General features: G+C 61.0%; 19 protein-coding genes and 2 pseudogenes. 10 read left to right on the plus strand and 11 right to left on the minus strand.

All coding sequences use genetic code 11. The features are described 5' to 3' along the window. Window positions 1–336 precede the first annotated feature (336 nt). Window positions 337–1,758 carry an aminotransferase-like domain-containing protein gene (locus tag QMG52_RS11110; RefSeq protein WP_283560471.1) on the minus strand — a complete coding sequence of 474 codons (1,422 nt, stop codon included), beginning with the start codon at window positions 1,756–1,758 and terminating at the stop codon, window positions 337–339. Between QMG52_RS11110 and QMG52_RS11115 the strand changes: the two genes are divergently transcribed. Continuing rightward, window positions 1,757–2,683, plus strand: a complete 927-nt coding sequence (locus QMG52_RS11115; protein WP_283560472.1) for a DMT family transporter — start codon at window positions 1,757–1,759, stop codon at window positions 2,681–2,683. The two genes, QMG52_RS11110 and QMG52_RS11115, sit on opposite strands and share 2 nt — an antisense overlap. A gap of 47 nt (window positions 2,684–2,730) precedes the next feature. Next, window positions 2,731–3,298: pseudogene (locus QMG52_RS11120) on the plus strand (FMN-binding negative transcriptional regulator). Window positions 3,299–3,313: 15 nt separating this feature from the next. Here QMG52_RS11120 and QMG52_RS11125 read toward each other — a convergent pair. Genes QMG52_RS11125 through QMG52_RS11145 form a run of 5 tightly spaced genes read right to left on the minus strand, consistent with a single transcriptional unit; the run spans window position 3,314 to window position 8,009 of the window. Beyond that, on the minus strand, window positions 3,314–4,621 hold the full coding sequence (locus QMG52_RS11125; RefSeq protein ID WP_283560473.1) for an SAVED domain-containing protein: 1,308 nt from the start codon (window positions 4,619–4,621) through the stop codon (window positions 3,314–3,316). Window positions 4,622–4,629: 8 nt separating this feature from the next. Further along, entirely contained in the window at window positions 4,630–5,148 is a 519-nt protein-coding gene (locus tag QMG52_RS11130; protein WP_283560474.1) for a Mov34/MPN/PAD-1 family protein, read from the minus strand. Beyond that, a complete protein-coding gene (locus QMG52_RS11135; protein WP_283560475.1) occupies window positions 5,145–6,443 on the minus strand; it encodes a HesA/MoeB/ThiF family protein in 1,299 nt (432 codons plus the stop codon). The genes QMG52_RS11130 and QMG52_RS11135 overlap by 4 nt, the downstream gene beginning before the upstream one ends. Continuing rightward, a complete protein-coding gene (locus QMG52_RS11140; protein ID WP_283560476.1) occupies window positions 6,430–7,050 on the minus strand; it encodes a hypothetical protein in 621 nt (206 codons plus the stop codon). The genes QMG52_RS11135 and QMG52_RS11140 overlap by 14 nt, the downstream gene beginning before the upstream one ends. Further along, entirely contained in the window at window positions 7,047–8,009 is a 963-nt protein-coding gene (locus tag QMG52_RS11145) for a nucleotidyltransferase domain-containing protein (protein ID WP_283560477.1), read from the minus strand. Before QMG52_RS11145 ends, QMG52_RS11140 begins: the two co-directional genes overlap by 4 nt. A gap of 334 nt (window positions 8,010–8,343) precedes the next feature. Here QMG52_RS11145 and QMG52_RS11150 point away from each other — a divergent pair, with 334 nt between their 5' ends. From QMG52_RS11150 to QMG52_RS11180, 7 genes are all read left to right on the plus strand, one after another. Further along, on the plus strand, window positions 8,344–8,682 hold the full coding sequence (locus tag QMG52_RS11150) for an ArsR/SmtB family transcription factor (protein ID WP_283560478.1): 339 nt from the start codon (window positions 8,344–8,346) through the stop codon (window positions 8,680–8,682). A gap of 1 nt (window position 8,683) precedes the next feature. Then, window positions 8,684–9,328, plus strand: coding sequence for a dihydrofolate reductase family protein (locus QMG52_RS11155; RefSeq protein ID WP_283560479.1), 645 nt, complete (start codon window positions 8,684–8,686; stop codon window positions 9,326–9,328). A 9-nt stretch (window positions 9,329–9,337) separates the two neighbouring features. After that, entirely contained in the window at window positions 9,338–9,829 is a 492-nt protein-coding gene (locus tag QMG52_RS11160; protein ID WP_283560480.1) for an SRPBCC domain-containing protein, read from the plus strand. A gap of 5 nt (window positions 9,830–9,834) precedes the next feature. Beyond that, window positions 9,835–10,179: a hypothetical protein gene (locus QMG52_RS11165; protein WP_283560481.1), complete on the plus strand. Its 345-nt coding sequence runs from the start codon at window positions 9,835–9,837 to the stop codon at window positions 10,177–10,179. A gap of 1,197 nt (window positions 10,180–11,376) precedes the next feature. Then, complete coding sequence (locus QMG52_RS11170) at window positions 11,377–11,673, plus strand: hypothetical protein (protein WP_283560482.1); 297 nt, start codon at window positions 11,377–11,379, stop codon at window positions 11,671–11,673. Between the two features lie 605 nt (window positions 11,674–12,278). Then, entirely contained in the window at window positions 12,279–12,896 is a 618-nt protein-coding gene (locus QMG52_RS11175; RefSeq protein ID WP_283560483.1) for a ClpP family protease, read from the plus strand. Continuing rightward, a complete protein-coding gene (locus tag QMG52_RS11180) occupies window positions 12,893–13,492 on the plus strand; it encodes a ClpP family protease (protein ID WP_283560484.1) in 600 nt (199 codons plus the stop codon). The genes QMG52_RS11175 and QMG52_RS11180 overlap by 4 nt, the downstream gene beginning before the upstream one ends. Before the next feature lie 4 nt (window positions 13,493–13,496). On the opposite strand, the gene QMG52_RS11185 is transcribed toward QMG52_RS11180, so the two are convergent. From QMG52_RS11185 to QMG52_RS11195, 3 genes are all read right to left on the minus strand, one after another. Next, window positions 13,497–13,826, minus strand: coding sequence for a helix-turn-helix domain-containing protein (locus QMG52_RS11185; RefSeq protein ID WP_283560485.1), 330 nt, complete (start codon window positions 13,824–13,826; stop codon window positions 13,497–13,499). Between the two features lie 86 nt (window positions 13,827–13,912). Then, window positions 13,913–14,311 carry a GNAT family N-acetyltransferase gene (locus QMG52_RS11190; RefSeq protein WP_349361699.1) on the minus strand — a complete coding sequence of 133 codons (399 nt, stop codon included), beginning with the start codon at window positions 14,309–14,311 and terminating at the stop codon, window positions 13,913–13,915. 164 nt (window positions 14,312–14,475) lie between these two features. Beyond that, window positions 14,476–15,111, minus strand: a complete 636-nt coding sequence (locus QMG52_RS11195) for a nucleotidyltransferase family protein (protein WP_283560486.1) — start codon at window positions 15,109–15,111, stop codon at window positions 14,476–14,478. Window positions 15,112–15,446: 335 nt separating this feature from the next. Here QMG52_RS11195 and QMG52_RS11200 point away from each other — a divergent pair. Continuing rightward, a pseudogene (locus QMG52_RS11200) lies at window positions 15,447–16,005 on the plus strand (recombinase family protein); the annotation flags it as partial. Window positions 16,006–16,353: 348 nt separating this feature from the next. Here QMG52_RS11200 and QMG52_RS11205 read toward each other — a convergent pair. Both QMG52_RS11205 and QMG52_RS11210 read right to left on the minus strand, forming a co-directional pair. After that, window positions 16,354–17,565 (minus strand): MFS transporter, encoded by a 1,212-nt coding sequence (locus QMG52_RS11205; protein ID WP_283560488.1) that lies wholly within the window; start codon window positions 17,563–17,565, stop codon window positions 16,354–16,356. After that, a complete protein-coding gene (locus tag QMG52_RS11210) occupies window positions 17,562–18,131 on the minus strand; it encodes a winged helix-turn-helix domain-containing protein (RefSeq protein ID WP_283560489.1) in 570 nt (189 codons plus the stop codon). Before QMG52_RS11210 ends, QMG52_RS11205 begins: the two co-directional genes overlap by 4 nt. Window positions 18,132–18,172: the final 41 nt, after the last annotated feature.

Consider the following 18,172-nt stretch of genomic DNA (forward strand, 5'->3'; position numbering starts at 1 on the left):
TCAGACGGGACAACGATTCTCAGACGGCGCAAAATTGCAGTAGCGGGCGCAACGGCCCCGTAGTCGCACCCAAAGTGCTGACCAGAACAAGCCGGCACACGGCCCGTGGGTGGCGCGTCCCTCTGGCGCCAACTCCACACTGCGTAGTGCCATCGCCACCGCACTGCCGTCAGGGTGGAACGCACGGCGGAAGCAGTGACCGCGTCGTGAGCTTGCCACACTGCGCGCAGAGGGATTTTTTTGCGGCACGTTGAACTCGCCCGTTGTCCCGCTAAGGTCCCCCCTGCGGACTGGGAGTTGTTGTGCAGCAGGGTATTGAGGACGACACCGGATAGCTTAGTGTTTGTTGTGTTTGTTGTGTTTGAGTGCTTGGCCGAGGACCCGCATGCCTTCCGGGTAGCCGCCCGGGTTCGGCCCCGAGTAGTTCAGGCGGATAAACGGTCCGGTGGGTTCGGCGGGGAACCATTCGTTGCCGGCGGCGATGATGACACCGGCACTCTCGCAATCCTTGGTCAGCTGTTCGAGGTTGATTTCATCGGGCAGGCGCAACCAGAGGTTCAACCCGCCCTTGGGGATGTTTTCGATATGGGCCTGCGGGGCATGCTCGTGCACGCCCCTGACCAACAGGTCGCGACGTGCTTGGAGCTGGTGGCGGAGATTGCGTAAGTGTTTCTGCCAACCAGGCTGCGTGACGACATCCAGAGCCGCGGCCTGGAGAATCCCACTGACATACATCGACTCGGCTCCCCTGTCTGCCAGGATGCGTTCCCGAGCCGGACCGCGGGCAATGACGGCTGCAACGCGGATGGCCGGGGAGACGCTCTTGGTCAGGGACCGAAGGTAGATGACGTGGCCGGAATCATCGCGCGCAGCCACGGGAGCGGGGCTGGTGTTGATGCCGAAGTCGTGCGCCCAGTCGTCTTCGAGAAGGAACGCGCCGTGCTCGCGAACGACGTCCAATATTTTGTCTGCCAGCACCGGGGACCATTGTGCTCCGGTGGGGTTGGCATAGTGGGGTTGCGCGTAGAACATACGGGCTCCGCTTTCCTCGAAGGCCCTGGACAGTTCGGCCGGATCCGGCCCCTCGGGGCCGCTGGGCACGGGGATGAGTCGGACGCCAGCGTTCCGCGCGGCCAGGATGGCCCCCCAATAGGTCGGTGACTCAATGAGCAAAGGCTGTCCAACGCCCACCACGGCACTGAAGATCGAGCTCAGTCCGCTCTGGCTTCCCGGCAGCACGATGGCATCACTTGGGGTGGGCGGGTTGATACCGGTGGGCGTGGATGCGCCAAGTTCGCGGGCGAACCATGATTGCAGTTCCGGCAGACCGGCCACGGGCGGGCGGGACAGGGCTGTGTCACCCCGGGCAGCCCGGGTCAGGGCTGATTGTACGAGGAGCTCGGGCAACAGCTCCCGGTCCGGATAGCCCGAGTGGAAGGAAATGGCTTCGTTGGAGACGCTGCGCATCGCGGACGAAGTAGACGGCAGAATCACCTGCGGCGATCCCAAGGCGGCGCTCTGCCACCCGTAATCAGCGGGGCGTGCCGTTCGCACCGCCCGAACAAAAGTCCCCACACCCGGTTGGCTCTCCACCAGCCCTTGCGCGGTCAGGGTCTGCAGAGCCTTCTGAACTGTGACGGGGCTCGCCTGAAACTCGGCAACCAACGCCCTGGTCGACGGCAAACGGGACCCCGGCGACGACGTAGAGATCCGTTCCTTGAGTCGCGCCGCAATGCGAGAACTGCTATCGTTATTCATGAATACCAATGATAGCGCTACTACCTTTGTTCGACCAGTGATACCGAAAAGTACAGCTACAGGCCTTTGGTGGGGCCTCCTGGGTGTAGCGGCTTTCTCGTTCACCGTGCCCCTCACCCGGCTGGCCGTCGGCGGACTGTCGCCGATGTTTGTCGGTTCGGGCCGCGCGGTGGTCGCAGCATGTTTGGCCGCACTCGCGCTTGCTCTCACCCGTCAGCAGCTTCCTCGCGGGAAACAGTGGCTTCGGTTGGCGGTGATTGCCGGCGGTATCGTTGTGGGCTTCCCGCTACTCACCTCCTTCGCCCTTACCTCGGCTCCGGCCAGCCATGGTGCTGTCGTCGTCGCGCTGCTTCCTGCCGCAACGGCAACTGTTGCGGTCCTTCGTGGACGCGAAACCCCCTCAAAAGCCTTCTGGGCCGCCGCCCTCGTCGGAGCGCTGGCAGCCATTGGCTTCGCGTTCCTCCAGTCAGGCGGCATCGGGGCCGTTGGTTGGACTGACCTGTTGCTGTTCGGCGCCGTCATCGCAGCGGCCATCGGATACGCCGAAGGAGGCCTGCTTGCTCGTGAACTCGGGGCCTGGCAAACCGTTTCCTGGGCACTGGTCCTCGCTTCCCCGCTCATGGTCATCTTGACAGGGTTGTCCATGGTCCAGCAGCCCCCGTCGGCAGCACCTATTCAATGGGCCGCATTTGCCTACCTGGGCGTCATCAGCATGTTTCTGGGCTTCTTCGCCTGGTACCACGGACTCGCCATCGGTCCCATGGCCCAAGTCAGCCAGATTCAACTCATCCAACCCGTTCTCAGCATTTGCTGGGCCTGGCTGCTGTTGGGCGAGTCCGTGACGTGGGTCACCATCCTGGGGGGCCTCGCCGTCATCGTCTGCGCAGGATCTGCCGTCCGCGTTAGGCTCAGCCCGTCACGGTAGCCGAAGAATCCCTGAGCGCTCGAATTTCAGGTGGAAGGAACACCGCAATGTACATACCTGAACACTTCGCTGCCAGTTCCGCCGCCATCCAGGATCTGCTCAGGGGACCATCGGCCGCCAACCTGATCACCATGACGGAGAAGGGACTGCTCGCCACACTGCTGCCCTTCGTCTACGACCCCACAATCGGTGAGCACGGAGCATTGCACGCCCATGTGGCACGGAACAACATCCAGTGGTCATGACCGACAATCAGTGAATCGCTGGCCATCATCCACGGTCTTGACGCCTACATCTCCCCATCCTCGTACGCATCGAAGGCCGAGCACGGACGAGTCGTGCCCACCTGGAACTCCTCAACAGCCCACGCGTACGGCAACCTCGCTATCCACGAGGATTCGGCATGGCTCGGAAAGCACATCCACCAACTAACCAACCTCAACGAAGCCGGCTCAGAGCATCCCTGGACGGTGGAAGACGCCCCCGGAAAGTACATCTCGGGCCAGCTCAGAGCCATTAGACGTCGAACTAGTCATCACCAGGATCGACGCGAAGGCAAAACTTAGCCAGAACCGGCCTTACTCCGATATCGCCGGAGTCATTGACGACGTCTAAAGCAGGAGCAGTGTTTCAGAAAGGACCTGAACCAAGCACGACGCCCTCAATGACTCCGTCTCGTGCCGAGGCTCGGATACGGAGGGTGGCGACATATCGGGGTCGAAAGTCGTCACCGGTCGCTGGCTCCGAGTCATCCCATTCGTAGAGCACGCATCTGAGCGTGTTCGTGAGTCGTCCGATGAGGATGGCGAGGGGGAAGGGGCAGCGCAACAGTAAGTGGACTTCCGCGTTCCCGTTCTCGTTCGAGAGAGCGCGGATGTGAGCGGCTACTTCTGCGGCGATGCTGCCGGCCGCCGAGGGATCCAGAAGTTCACCGGTCTTGCTGGTGAGGTGAATCCAGGATGTTAGGAATCTGGCATTTTCCTCAATGTACTTCTCGAAAGCCGTGTTGCTTCTTTGGGCTAGAAGATCGACATATGCCGCTACTGCTGGTCGTCCGGCCTTGTTTGCGGAGGAGTTCGACTCAGCTGTGGTGATTTGGACTTGCGGGAATGAGCTGTAACGCGCTTCACCATCGCTGGCCCAAACATTGCCCTGCTGATCGAGTACTTCCATGTGGCCAACTCGAGATGATGGCAGCGCTGCCCCGACTGCAAAGGCCACCGACAGGTGAGCGCCCCCATGAATGCGTATGCGACGGGCACCCGCACGGGTAACGGCATCGGGCAGAAGACCAATCGTGTCTTTCAAGTCGACCAGACCATCGCGGCTCGGCAGGCGCTCGTGATCGGATGGCCTCACGCGGACATCCAATTGGCTCCCGGTGCGGTCATAGACCTGGGCTGTGTTTCTCGTTTGGAGGGACAGACTGAAGGTGTGATCGTCCAGGGCTACGCGTTCGCGATGGTTGACCAATCGGTGCCAGAGCATCTTCTGCACCAAGGTTCGGAGGCCGTCGCGGTCGGTGGGCTGCTGGTCAACTCCGCTGAGAGTTCCCTTTGCCATGCCGAGCATTTGCTCGGGCGCCGAATAGTCGGGTTTTCCGGGTTCACGTTCAACGGCATTGGCAATGCCGAGAGCAAAGCTCTCGTGGGCCTTATGTGAGCTAAACAGGAGTGGGGCTTCGACGTGCTTTACGACCTCGCTGTGTACTACATCCGGAGTTGTCACCAGCACGCCACCTGATATCCCGTCTCCGATCGCTTGACGAAGCCGCTCTTCAGTGTCGCCTGGAGGAAGGTCGTCCTTGTCTCGCCACACCGGTATTCCTCCGGCACGAAGCAACCAAGCCAGCTCAACGCAGATCTTGGTCCCATCTGATTGGCGGTAGGAAATAAAGATGGGATCCGCTGCGTCATGAGCGGCAATAATATCGGTCACACTACTTCCTATCGTTCTGGGTTGGGTGACTGAGCGGAGGGAGCGTTCTCATAATCCTCCGCTAGCGTTACGGGAGTTGGACGAGCGCATTTCTGATCGACGATCCATACGACAGGAGTGGCAGCGCCTGTGGGTGAGACTCCGACAATGATCGCAATAAACCGATCGAAGCCGAGCTCGGGGTCACGCAAATGCCTCGAATATGAGTCGAGGTCATAACTGCTCGGAGCGAGGTCACCAGATGGGTGGGTATGCCATTCACCGATCCATTGGCTTCGGTCTTCCTTCCACGCCACTTCTGCTAATTGTCGGGCATGAGCTAGATCCCGAAGGAATCGGTGGGATCCCCGGCGGGCTTTCGGACCGGGTTCGCCAGCGTGACGTATGACGATCCCATTGTGGCCATCGGTGCCGAGCAGGATCCCCCCGGTCTCTAGTCCGTCGCGCGACCGGATGGCCTCACGGGTGATCAAGCTCAACGCTCTTGGCGCGATTCGAATGGCGGGCCCTTCAGGCGCAGCGTTCACGGTACGCTGCAGGTCGAGCAGTGTGGCCGGGGTGGAGGAATGGACGCCCAACTTATTTCACCTGCAGCCCCGACATTGAAGGGGGGAGCCAGGTCATTGCCGGGTCTCAGGCCTGTCACAGCGTGTTCATCAGGAAGAGCCTGGGTGTGATCCCCGTGCAGGGACTCGAGCAATGTGGCCACGCCCGTTTTGGCTGCAAGCGTGCCTACGTAGTGCAAGTCCGGTGGCACTGCGGTCATGGGCTGGTGTACTCGTCCCGTGCCGTAGTCAAGTTCCTGATCTGCTTCCGCATCCATGGCACCAAGTTCATCCAGATGAGCGCGGAGGCACAAAAGACAGCCGAACCGGGGCGTTGGACGAAGCCTCAGGATCTCGCCAATGGCTCCATTGTCCAGAACGCAGGCCATGATGGCCGGTTTTCCCGCCCGGCGGCTCAGATGACTAACCACCCGGCGGGGTGCGATCCCATCGGCAGCACAAATCACCAAATCGACGTCTTTGATCAGGCCCCGGACGACGTGCGCTTGATTTACGACGTCGATGGGATGTGCCTCTACCGTCTGCCGTGGCCAGCGTGTGTTCAGATGGCTTTTCAGGGCATGGACTTTACGTCGGCCGACGCTCTCCGGTCCCAGGGTGTGTCGAAGCATGTTGTGCCACAGGAAGCGATCCGGATCTACAAGGAGGACGCGTCCCACACCGTACCCTGCCAGCGCTTCTGCTGCAGCGCTTCCGATGCTGCCGCATCCCACGATCATGACGGAGTTCGTTGCCAATTGCTCGATTGGCCATTGGCCGGTAAGTTGCTCAAGTCCAACGACTTTGGGCTCAACTTCGATTCGAATGGGACGGACGCCGGCTCGTTCCACGATCCATCCGGCGAATTCGTGTGCCCCGGCCTGAATGGCCTCCGGGGCGAGGTTCGGATCGTGCGTGACTAACAGGCCTGACTGATGGCCGGGATCATCGACACCGGGGACTAAGTCGCGGAAGCGGTCGTAGTCGAGTGTCGTCCCAGGCCGACTGATACTGACGAGATGGTGGAGGTTGATGTCGTCGGTTGGTGTTCTCATCCACTGGCCTTCGTGGCGGGTGCCGTCCCACTTGAGCGCCTGGTACTCAGATGGTATCGTCACCGGAAATGTTGTCCACTTGGAAGGCGCAATAGCATCTATGACGTACATCTTCTCTGACCGTACGTAACGCATCCGGATGGCGCCGGATCCGCCCTTGGCATTGGCAATCTTCGATGCGCCATCCTGTGTAAGGACGATAAATGGGTCAGCAGCGGACAACAGCGCTCTCCCTCTCTCGCGATGCCGAAGGATCCTGCCGGGTGCGGGCTGACGCGGTGACGAGGTGATCGAAGGATGGGTCTGACACAATGCCCCGAACAGACATGCTTTGGATCACGCCGAGTTTCATCAGCGCGTATTCGACGCGCCAGCCAGCTGCCTTAGCCAGCAGTTCGGTGATACTGGCTTCGGGCTGCCACGCACCTTCGCTTTGAAGCAGGCACAACGAGCCACCGGGCGCCATATGCCATGCCGACTGTGTTTCTTCCTGGAATGTCGGTTCAATGCTGACTGGGAATATCGTCGGCGGCACCATCGGATGGGCTGCCGAATACATAACCGCGACCGAGAGCCCTTTCTCTCCGATCAGTTCCTGCAATCCTTCCGGCGCTGGCCTGTCGAACGGCCACCGGGGCAACTCACCAAACCAACCGCCATGAATGAAGCCTCCATCCGTCGATGAGTCCGGTGCGTGGTATTCCAGCAGTGAAGCGAACCCGGTAACTTCCGTACGGTCGCGCTGCAGACGGGCAGGCTCGGCATCTGTCCAGAAGATTGGATTCGCCAAATGAGCGGGCAGGGTTTTCCCGGGTTTATCCGTGGTCATCCTTGAGGGGTGTCTTTCACCGTGCGGGGCAGGGCAGGCACCGCGGCGGGAAGCGGGTTCCGGCCGGAAGGCGGCTTTGGAAATTCAGCCCCGAAGACGTCTCCCCAATGTTGTAGGGCTGCCGCTGGGTTGTTGTTCGCTTGGGCCTGAAACGCACGTGTCGATGCGTCTCGCGAGGCCCGCACGCATTCTGCAAATTTCTCGTAATCGAGATCCGACTGGATGGGGCCACAGAGGCTGGCCGGGTCGACGACTTCGTTGCCTCCCTCGATGTAGTAGAGGGCACTTACGAAGAACTGTTTGATGGCGGCCGGCCGGATTTGCTCGGTAGACAGGAAGCGGAGGGCTAGTACCTCCATGACCAAAGACTTAATCTTAACGTCCTGTTCGGAAGCCCACCATTTCAGCATGCGGACTGTCCCTGCGTAGCTGTTCCACTCTGCGTGCTTCTGTGCCGCGGCCTCTATAAAGTACTCCGGGTTGCAGTAGACCCATTCCCTTGAAGCTGCCTCAGGGATGAGAAGCTTCCCATCCCGACGAAGGGCCGGCATGGCGTCAACGGTGAAAGCGTTCGGATCGTCCGGATCGTCCAGGAAACACTTAACTGCATGGTTGCGCCACCGTGCCAACCGGACAGCCTTGCCAAACGTTCCATTGGCGACGCCCAGCAGAGCATTGACGCGTTTGCGCGTGTAGTCGAGGGCGTCCTCGGCTGAGGACCCTTGCCTGCCCCACTCGGGATGCTGTGCGTCGTCGAAGACGATGACTACATCAACATCATGTATTGGGTCTTTGTGTGTGCCACGAGCCAGCGAGCCTGAAGGGACTACCTCGTTCACGTCGCTCTCAGAGGTGAAGGCACCCTTGAAGAGATCGCGCCGCGCTCGGGCCTCTCGTACATGCTCGACGTCAGCGTTGACGACGCCCTGAAATGTATTGAAGGCGTCCGTTACACTCACTGGCATTCTCCTTGGTGGTTATGTTCAGTTTGGGTTAAAAATAGCAGGCGGCGCTGACATTCAGTTCCGGTCCCCGATGGCGGCCAGGCTGACTCCCACAGGCTACAACATCTAGTAGCCACTACCTCCTAGAACCACTACATGATGTGTTACATGTATTCCATTCATTCGACTAAAAGTTCGCAGACATAAGGCGCTTTGGGGATCACGAGTGGCTCAAGCGCTAGAGGCATCATCTGCAGTTGATCCTCGTATCCGCCAAGCGCAGCGGTCGCAACATTCTTGGGCGTGAACCGGTTGACGCATCCCCTCCTATGCGGCCATACTTAGGTATGTGCCTAAGTATTATGACGAGCTCGACGCCGTGCTCCGCGCTCTCGCGGATCCGACGCGCCGGGCCATCGTCGAACGATTGGCGAAATCCCCAGCCGTCGTGTCCGAACTCGCTGAACCGTTTTCGATGGCTTTGCCGTCGCTCATGCAGCACCTGCGCGTCCTCGAAAACGCCGGTCTGGTCACGTCGCAGAAGCACGGACGCGTCCGCACCGTGAGCCTGCGACCGGGCTCCCTCGACGTCCTGCACCTGTGGCTGGGCGAGCAACGAACCCCCGCAGAACGCCATGCCGACAGGCTCGGCATCCACCCGATCCGCACCACACCAAAGGAAATCTGATATGACACGCGTTCGCATGGACCTTTTCACCTCGCTGGACGGCTACACACCTGACGACCCGACGCCCGAGGCCCCGATGGGCGCCGACTGGGGTCGCCTCTCGGCCGGGTGGACCATGACCCGCACGTTCCGGGAGAACGTCTTTGGCGACACCAGCGGAAAAGGCACGACCGGCGTCGACGACCGATACGCCCGCGCATTCTTCCATAGCGTCGGCTCGGAAATCATGGGCGCGGGGATGTTCGGGTTCCACGCCTTCCCAGACGATCCGGACTGGAAGGGCTGGTGGGGTGACAATCCGCCGTACGGGACCCCGGTCTACGTCCTCACCCACACCGCACCTCGTCCCTCGATCCCGATGGAGGGCGGAACGACGTTCCACTTCCGCAACACTGCAATCGAGGATGCGCTGGCTGAGGCGACCGAGGCCGCCGACGGGTCAGATGTGCGCATCAGCGGTGGCTACAGTACAGCGCGCGACTTTCTGCGCGCCGGTCTAGTCGACGACGTGCACCTCATGGTCGCCCCAATTTTCCTTGGCCGGGGTAACAGGCTGTGGGACGACCTGCGCGGCTTCGAACGCACCCACGAGGTGACGACGGAAGTGGCCGAGAGTGGCAGGATCCACGTCACCTTGACACGATAGGACGCACTGATGACGATCGAACGCCGCCTCGCGCGCGCCGGGTTCACCCTCACCCGCGACTACCCCGTCCCGTGCGAGAGTGTCTGGGACGCCTTCGCCCAGGAGGATCAGAAATTAAGCTGGTTTGGCGGCGGCGACGCCGTTGAGCATGGCGAGTGGGCGTTCGACTTCCGCGTCGGCGGACGCGACGTCGACGAGGGGACGTTTCACGACGGTCCGGCCTCGCGGTACGAGGCCACGTACACCGACATTGTGGATTACGTCCGCATCGTGACGACATACGACATGTGGCTCGACGGGGTCCACATGTCAACGTCGGTGGCGTCTTTCGAGTTCGAGCCGATCAACGAGGGCACCCGGTTCACGCACGTCGAGCACGGCGTATTCTTCGACCAGTTCTGGGCCGACGGGCCGAACCGCGAGAAAGGCAGCCGGGGCCTGCTCGAGGCGCTGGGTAACTACCTCGTGTCACGCACCTCCCGCACGCAGCCCCAACCGTAGGCGCGGTGCACATCCCTGCCCAACGCCTCCGAAGCGCACTGATAATCACACTGCTGGTACTTAATGGAGTCCTCTGGCTGACGATTACGGCTTCACTGCTGTTTTACGCCATGATCGTCTCAGCACCGTTCTTCGGCGAGCAGCCAACGTCGATGAAGCTCGCCGAATCCCACCGACTGCTCGTCTGGGCCGTCGCCGTCGCGCTCGTCCTGCCACTGGCGGGGTTGGTCGGCGGTGCGTTCCTTCGCAGCCGCTCAGCGGTGTGGACCTCGGCGATCATGCTCGTGCTCGGCGTCGCAACCTCCGCTGCGATCATTCTATGGATAACCACCGACGCTCACCGCAGATGACTTGCAAGCGTCGTCATGACTGCGTGGGAGTCTGCCAGACGGTCGATAGGACTTTCCCCGCAATCCTCAGCACGTTTGCATCGGTTCCGAATCGATGCGGCCCTTCCACTTTCTCGTCGCGGGCACCTTATCGAGGCCTAATCCGGTCTCGGCCACACCGCTCGCGTGAACCGGAAATGTTGCTCAGTGCTCGTTTGGTAACCGTGCCCCGAAAAGGGTGTCAGAAGCCCCTACCGAAACGACGAGCTTTCGGCGGATTTGATTTCGGACAGATTCCTGGGCAGTAGTTATGGAACGTTTGCGAGCACACTCTCGGGCAGGCATCGATGTGACTATTAACTGGGAATGGCGGTTTTTTCGCAGCTCGGTTTGGCGGTTTTCGAACCGTTGGTCTAGACTCCGCCGAGCGTCAGGAGTCGACTAGGATTCCCGCTTTCGGGCGCGCCCATTCAACCGCGCGATAAACAGTGGAACGGCTAACGGAGAAGAGTTCGCCGAGTTCATACATGGTGTGGTCGCCGGCGGTGAGCAGGATGCATCCCGAACCCCTTGCGGGGCCCGGCAGACGTGGCGACATCGCCGTGTTCGGCCCGCCTGGGCGGGGGTTAGCGGTCGCAGGTGCCTTGGGGGCTGCTGTCTTTTGGCCTGAAGCCGATCCGGCCATTGAGTCTGCCGATCGAATTGGGACACCACGGATCCGGGCAGCACCACGCCAGTGCGGGCGGTTGGTCTTCCCGGGTCATGGTGGACCGGGAGACGCGCCTGATTGGGGCGGCCGGGAGGCCGCACTCACAACAAATGAACTGAACGGGAATGACGGCCCCCAAGGTCAGCGCCGACAGTGGCGCAGGTTGCTCAGGCCACCAATATACGCCCGGTTCCGCACCCTCCACAGTTTCGTCCTTTTCGAAAGGTCATGAGCGTTTGCCGGGGCAAGCGCACAGCAGGATCGCTGGCTGCTGACGGGCGCCCGGACAAGGGCCAGGTACTCGACACAATGAGAGCGTCCGGACGGTCCTGGTTAGGAAAGGTTTATGCTGTTGAAGGCCTAAGGGCTGTCCGTTCCCCTGGACGGAGTCCCGGTTTTTTCGGTTGGGTAGGGATGCCACAGGCAATGCCATAGCGTATGAGGGCGGATAAAGAATTGTCAGCGCGAGCCCAGACCTGCAGCGGAACAGATCGAGGGATACGTTGCCTATGACCGCAGTACCCGATGCCCGTATGCCGGTCCGACCGGAGGCCCCCGGATTCCTTCACGTGGTGGCCGAGAACCCTGTGGCTCTGCAGAACGAACTGGACCGCGCCGTGGAACAGGTCCGTGTGACCGCCGCTGCCGGGGAACGGTGCGGGATCCTGATCGCCCGCCGAAGCCGGTCACTGTTCACCGTGGAGGCCAGCGCCGACGTTCCCTATGGCACCACGCTGGAGCAAGACCGCTGGCACCGCCCAGCCAGAACACCTCCAACCGCTGCTGGGGACGAGGCAGCCCGGTGACCTCCGGTCCGTTACAGGCGTCCAGAGACATCTTGCGGACGGACCCGGTGACCCTGCGGGACATCATGCTGGACCGTGCCGCCATGGAGGCCCGCCTGTCATGTGACGATGTGTTGCACAAGCCTAGGGATTTGAGGCGTCTCATCGACTGAACGACCGCGACGGCGGGCAGGGCCCTAGTTTTCGTTGAATCGAACGAGTTCGTGCCACGGCTGGCGAGTCTCGTAACTACGTCTCGAAAGCTTCTGGTTGAATCGGTGTATCCACCGTTAGTTGCGAGACACATCGGAGCAGCCCATGACGAAACTGATCGTGTCATTTTCAGAAGTCGGCTGCACAAATTTCAGTACGCGTCTGCACAGCCGCGGCGTGTCCGTATGGGGAACGATCTACGGCGACGACTGGGGCGTTTGCCCTATGGGGCGACGCGATCGCCGTAAGAGGATCCGCTTGCGGGATGGATGTGTCGAGCCCGCCGGCATCGCACAATCGATAAATTCCTGTGTTCCTCGACATACTGGCGGCCAAGGGCTATCTGCCCATGGCAGATCTGCCCAGAGGCGAATGCCATTGTCTTCCCGGTAGCGCACGGACAGGCTGGCAGCATGAACACTCAACAGGACAGCACCCGACCCCTCGACGACACCCTGTCCCAGCAATTGATGCGACACCGAATTCTCCTCCTCGGTGACCAACTGGACCAGGAGAGCGGGAACCGACTCTGCACACAACTGCTCTTGCTATCTGCCGAGGATTCCCGTCGGGACATCAGCTTGTGGATCAACTCTCCGGGCGGATCTGTACCGGCCATGCTGGCCATTCGCGACATCATGCGCCTCATTCCCAATGACGTTTCGACCCTTGCCGTGGGTTGGGCCGCCAGTGCCGGACAATTCCTCCTCAGCGCGGGAAGCCCGGGCAAGCGGTACGCTTTGACGCACGCCCGCATCCTGCTGCATCAAGGCTCTGGCGGCCTCGGCGGAACGGCAACGGACATTGAGATCCAGGCCGCTGACCTGCGACACACCCGCGACACCGTCCTGTCCCTCATCGCCGCCGACACTGGTCAACCCGTCGAACGGATCAGCACGGACTCGCAGCGCGACCGGTGGTTCACTGCCACTGAGGCGCGGGACTACGGATTTGTGGACCACATCCTCGAGAATCTCGACGACATCCGACCAGACAAGCCGGCCAGCGTCAGCCTGGGAGGCTCTCGATGAGCAGTTACACCATTCCCTATGTCACTATCCGTTCCAGCGACGGCTCGCGCCAAACCCTTGACATTTATAGCAGCCTGCTCGCCGAGCGCATCATCTATCTGGGCACACCTATCGACGACGGCGTGGCTAACAACCTCATCGCCCAACTCATCCACTTGGAATCACAGTCTCCAGATACGCCCATCGACCTCTATATCAACTCTCCTGGCGGCTCGATTGAAGCGATGCTCGGCATCTATGATGCCGTGCAGTATGTACGATCGCCCATCCGGACGGTCTGCATTGGACAGGCGGCCTTCACCGCTGCGGTGTTGCTCGCCTGCGGTGCGCCAGGCCAGCGCTCCATCCTGCCGCGCGGACGCGCCGTCCTCCACCAGCCCAGTGTCGAACCGGGCCGCGGAACCGTTCCGGACCTAATCCTCGACGCCGAGGAGGTAGCGCGGGTCAAGTCGCTACTGGAGGAGATCCTCGCCCAGCACACAGGTAAGCGCATCGAAACCATCCGGCAGGACACAGACTGCAACCTGATCCTCAACGCCAGCCAAGCCGTGGAATACGGGCTGGTCGATCAGGTGGTCGAGAACCGCAAGGCCTGACCGGTCAGGCAGCGAGGCACACCGGCCCGGAAGTATGGCCGGTGCGTCCGGTACTGGACAACCGCTGTGCTGCTTGGCCGGTCAGGTCGAACATCGACATGTCCAGCGCGTGGGCCACACTGGCGAAGACCTCCGAGGACGCGTCCTTGCGCCCGCGTTCGATCTCGGACAGATACTGCACCGAAATCGCCGCCCGCCGTGCAACCTCCACCAACCGTTCGCCGCGCTCAATGCGGGCGTCCTTGAAAATCTCCCCGAACACATCACGAAGCGGCGGTTCGTGATGTCGACGCCACGACGCACCGGTTGGATCAAATTGAATGATGTCGCCCATTCCCATACCCTAACCGGCAACGCTTCGCCCTGTCCGCCTCATCTGCCCACAGCAGAACCGACGGAGGCGGTCCGTTAGATGATCGCTTACCGGGCGCTGCCGGCCGTTCCGGGAGCCTGGCTTAGGGGCAGGGCCATGAGGACCTCGTCTTGGTCACCCTCCGGCAACCGGAGAGCTCCTGGCCAACGCCCGATTTCCTGCCACCCGCATGACTTGTAGAAGTCTTCAAGGCCGATGCCTGAACGCAATTCAAGGTGCAGGTGGTCAAGTGCTAGGTCCTCGGTGCCAGCTCGTGCTACCTCGGTCATGAGTGCTCGCCCGACGCCGCGTTTCCTGAAGTTAAGTGCGGTCTGGACGCGAAGTACTCGTGCCCAGTGCGCTGTGAGCTCGCTGGAATTACCGGCCAGGAACAGCCATCCAGCCAGCTCATCGTTGATAGAGGCCAGCAGGAGCCGATTAGCCGGTTCATCGAGCGATTTAACCATGGCATCAAGTGAAGACCGGACTTGCTCATCGGAAACCGGTGGGAATGGGAATCCCACGGCCCCGCCCGCGTTGGAGACGTCCCGCCAACACTCCAGAAGTTGTCTCCGGACAACCGGATCGACCATAGCCGGGGCTGTCATCCACCACATTTGAAGTAGATCGGTCATGATTGCGATCCGCCAGTTGTTGCGGTCGGCACCAGTACTTCTTCGAAGGATCTGTCCGCGGGCCAAGGCAGTACTGTTAGCGAGGGCCATTCAGCACTCCACCTTTTGGTTTTCGTCTCGTACACATCTTGGGGTGCAAGCACCGGGTTTGACACTATCTTTCGTGCGAACAGGTCCTCGTAGCCGTGTGGTGCGTACGTGGTGAGGACTCCCGCCTTATCTGAGGTGACGGCGAAGCAGCAGGTCTTCGCGGCGAAATGATCGATCGCATCGGTGGTGCTGGTGAAGGGGATGGCTGGAACGCCAAAGTGATCCTCGTACCAAAGGTGCACACGGGCTTCGTTGCGAACTTCAACGTCGACGCCCAGGTCCTTGAACAGCTGACGCGCCCGGAGAATGACAGCGTTTTCCGCCTCGTATGTCGTGTCTTCGTCGAAGTAGAACAGGTCGTAGTCTCGGATGCCGGCGCGCGGGTCTTTGCCTTCCAATACGTTCCACACGGTTTGGAACAACGCCCCGGCCGTCAGCCACCAGTCGGAGACGCCAAGAAGCGGCGCCAGCTGAAGTATTTGCCCGTTGATCGGGTTCTTGTGGACATAAGTCAGAAAGAGCTGCTCGTCATTGGTGGTCACAGCTTCATCTTGCCCACATTGGTCCAGCCTTTTTGGATGCAGGCAGGCGTTTCGTCTGATCCATTCTTGGCTTCATCAAGTCCCGCGACCATCCTCGAATTTCTCGATTCCTTGAGTCGGCGGCGGGGCGTCGTCCCGGAAGAGGTGCCCCTTACAGTCGTTGGCAGAGTGTCCGTAAGCCGGTCCTCCACCGGACGCACCCACCCAAGAACTGCATCATTGTGAACTCCAGCCCACCACCGTCCCGTAACACCCGTCCGGTGAAGTGACCGGTGACGGGGCGGCGTTATATGACACGCTATTCCGCAGGGTGTCTAAAATACTGATCGGCTACGGCACGTGTTTCGACGCGGCAACAGTCCACCGACCGGCAGCAGGTGGATCTTATGGCCGCCGGCGTCCGACGCGATGACCTCTATGTTGATCACGGTATGTCTGGGGCGCGAGCTTCACGACCCCAGTTCGATCGGGCACTCGACGCGCTGATCGATGGCGACACCCTCGTCATCACGACACTGGACCGGCTTGGACGATCCACACAGAACATGCTTTCCTTCGCCGACGAACTCCGGGGGAGTGGCGCGGGCCTACGCGTATTGAACCTCGGCGGCGGCGACGTCGACACCGCGACCCATGGGCTCGATGTTGTTCACGATCATGACCGCTCTCGCGCAAATGGAACACGAGATCAAGCGCGAACGCGTTACCGATTCCATCAGCAAACGGCGCGAAGCTGGAAAGAACCTTGGCGGCCGACCCCGCCGGGTTACTGACAGTCAGATTAGAAGCGCTGTCCGCCTGGTTGAAGGCGGCGACCCCGCTGCGCAGGTTGCCCGCGATCTCGGAATGTCCCGAGCAACGTTCTATAGGCGGTCGCGAGCAATCAAGGACTAGCCGCATGGCATCATCCTCCCTGAAGGCAAGACCAAGCGATCACGGAACGCCGCCAGGGAGCGATTAAATCCATCAGGCCAACTGTGCGAAAACCGCCATTCCCAGTTAACAGTCACAGGGATCGAGAACCGTTGGGAAACGATCCATTCGCCTTGAGCCGATCCTGCCCTTTGGCTTATCAATGAACTATCATTTGCCGCCCAACGGCCGGTATGTTGCGGCCCGATGCAGTTGCCTCACCCAGGACCTGATCGTCGATGTCGTCGGACTTCACCACCCACAGGTGAAAGGGCATGTCCCCGGCGGGCGATGCACTGGATCGTCCCAGAACGGGTATGGATGCGATTTTCATCCGGCTTTGGCAGGAGGCGATTTGAGCAACAGGCACGCGAGGCCTGCGGCGAGTAGGTATATAACGCCCTGTAACTCAAGGAGTGGCAGGGTGCCGACGGTCTCCTGCAGAGCACCGGCGATCAGCAGCCCAACCGATTGGCCGAGCGCCATGACAAGACCAAGCGTGGCGAACACACTTCCTCGCTGGTCGTCGTTACTCGTCAGTTGCAAAATGCTGACCAGGCCGTCGCCCAGGAAGACGCCCGGCGCGCCAACAACGGCAAACAACACAATATACGCCCACAGTTCGTCAGTCACGAATGAAAGGTTCCAGATGATTAGCGATACCACTGCGAATGCGGTCGCCCCCGTGATGCTCAGGGCGCGGACGCCGATCCTCGATGCTATGAAACCGAGGGCTATGCCAGCCGCGATGGCACCGATAGCCTGAACGCCGCGGAGGAGCCCGACGTCGGCCTCTGTTCCGCCGAGCGTGTCGGTGACGAAGAATACGAAGAGCACCACGAACATGCCCTGCGCGATCGACGTGGCGAAGATGACAGTGAACGGCCCACGCAGATTTCGATCAATCAGCACACGTACGAGACTTGAGCGCGGTGCACGAACGGTTGATGCTGGCGGTCTTGATTGAGGGAGACAGGTCACGAGCACGGCCGAGGCCAGGTAGCTGGCAAGGTCGGCGGCGACGACTAGGCTGAGGTTGCCGACCGCAAGTAGCACGCCCCCGAGCGGTCCACCGAGCAGGCGTCCGAGGTTCTGGTTGAGGCTGACGAGCGCGTTTGCGGAGACGATACGGTCAGCTCCGACGAGGGCAGGCAGAAGCGCGTTCTTCGTCGGCTCGAACGCTGCGCTGAACACTGCTTGGAGCACGATGACCACGTATACCAGCGGCAGATCTTCGAGTGCGTGAATAAACAGCAGTGGGATCAGCGACAGCGCCTGGCCGACGTTAATCATCCACATGAACGTCCGGCGATCAAGGCGGTTGACCAGTCGGGCTACAAGTGGTGCGAGCACGATGGCCGGCACCAGCTCGAGGACGAAGGCGAACGACGTCGCAACTGCCGAGCCGGTGAGTCGTAGCACGACCAGTGGGAGCGCGATGAACAGCAGCCAGTCTCCGGTGTCGGAGAGAAGCCCTGCCGTCCACAGACGACGGAACGGGGCGCTGCGAAACGCCGAGCCGGCCATGGTTTCGGTGGTCACGAGCGTCCAAATCGGGGACGGGGGAAAGCAGTGACCGAGAGGTGGGCGGGTTCGGCACCGTTGGGGGCATCGGTGCGGGTGGCGGCAAGGAACGGACGGATGACCGCGTCCATACCCTCGATGAGGGCCGCGAGTTCCGATGGGGTGACGAGCAGGCCATATGTCGCGTAGGCGTCAACTTTGGTCCATTCATGCGGAAGGCTCGACCGCGTCCTCAGATGCTCGCGGGCCAGCTGATGATCGAGTTGTAATGACGCCTCGAGCATGGAGTCAACTCCGGCTTGATCGGGAGAGCTGTCCGACAGGTCGGTCGAGAAACCCGTAATCGTGGCCCGCCACGGTTTCATCCGTCCGTCTCCCGACTCCTCGGCCACGACAAGGCGATGGCTGGCGAGCACTCTCAGGTGATAGCTGCAGTTCGACGGGGTATCCCCGACAGCACGTGCGCACTCGGAAGCGGTTGCAGGACCCGATGACATCAGGTAGCTCAGTACGTCAAGCCGCACTGGATGCGATAGGGCATCTAGAACGGCAGGATCGGTGAGATTCGGACGGATTCCATCCATGGTGGGTCTCCTATACTCTGAAAGGTTCTTTCAGAGTATAG

Origin of the sequence: Paenarthrobacter sp. PH39-S1 (assembly GCF_030063245.1) — a bacterium.
Classification (GTDB): Bacteria; Actinomycetota; Actinomycetes; order Actinomycetales; family Micrococcaceae; genus Arthrobacter_M.

What these genes read in the sequence shown, in the direction of transcription:
- QMG52_RS11115 (WP_283560472.1), top strand. Translation starts at nt 1,757, where the DNA reads ATGAATACCAATGATAGCGCTACTACCTTTGTTCGACCAGTGATACCG.
- QMG52_RS11110 (WP_283560471.1), bottom strand. Translation starts at nt 1,758, where the DNA reads ATGAATAACGATAGCAGTTCTCGCATTGCGGCGCGACTCAAGGAACGG.
- QMG52_RS11140 (WP_283560476.1), bottom strand. Translation starts at nt 7,050, where the DNA reads ATGACCACGGATAAACCCGGGAAAACCCTGCCCGCTCATTTGGCGAAT.
- QMG52_RS11155 (WP_283560479.1), top strand. Translation starts at nt 8,684, where the DNA reads ATGACACGCGTTCGCATGGACCTTTTCACCTCGCTGGACGGCTACACA.
- QMG52_RS11160 (WP_283560480.1), top strand. Translation starts at nt 9,338, where the DNA reads ATGACGATCGAACGCCGCCTCGCGCGCGCCGGGTTCACCCTCACCCGC.
- QMG52_RS11170 (WP_283560482.1), top strand. Translation starts at nt 11,377, where the DNA reads ATGACCGCAGTACCCGATGCCCGTATGCCGGTCCGACCGGAGGCCCCC.
- QMG52_RS11175 (WP_283560483.1), top strand. Translation starts at nt 12,279, where the DNA reads ATGAACACTCAACAGGACAGCACCCGACCCCTCGACGACACCCTGTCC.
- QMG52_RS11180 (WP_283560484.1), top strand. Translation starts at nt 12,893, where the DNA reads ATGAGCAGTTACACCATTCCCTATGTCACTATCCGTTCCAGCGACGGC.
- QMG52_RS11185 (WP_283560485.1), bottom strand. Translation starts at nt 13,826, where the DNA reads ATGGGCGACATCATTCAATTTGATCCAACCGGTGCGTCGTGGCGTCGA.
- QMG52_RS11190 (WP_349361699.1), bottom strand. Translation starts at nt 14,311, where the DNA reads ATGGTTAAATCGCTCGATGAACCGGCTAATCGGCTCCTGCTGGCCTCT.
- QMG52_RS11210 (WP_283560489.1), bottom strand. Translation starts at nt 18,131, where the DNA reads ATGGATGGAATCCGTCCGAATCTCACCGATCCTGCCGTTCTAGATGCC.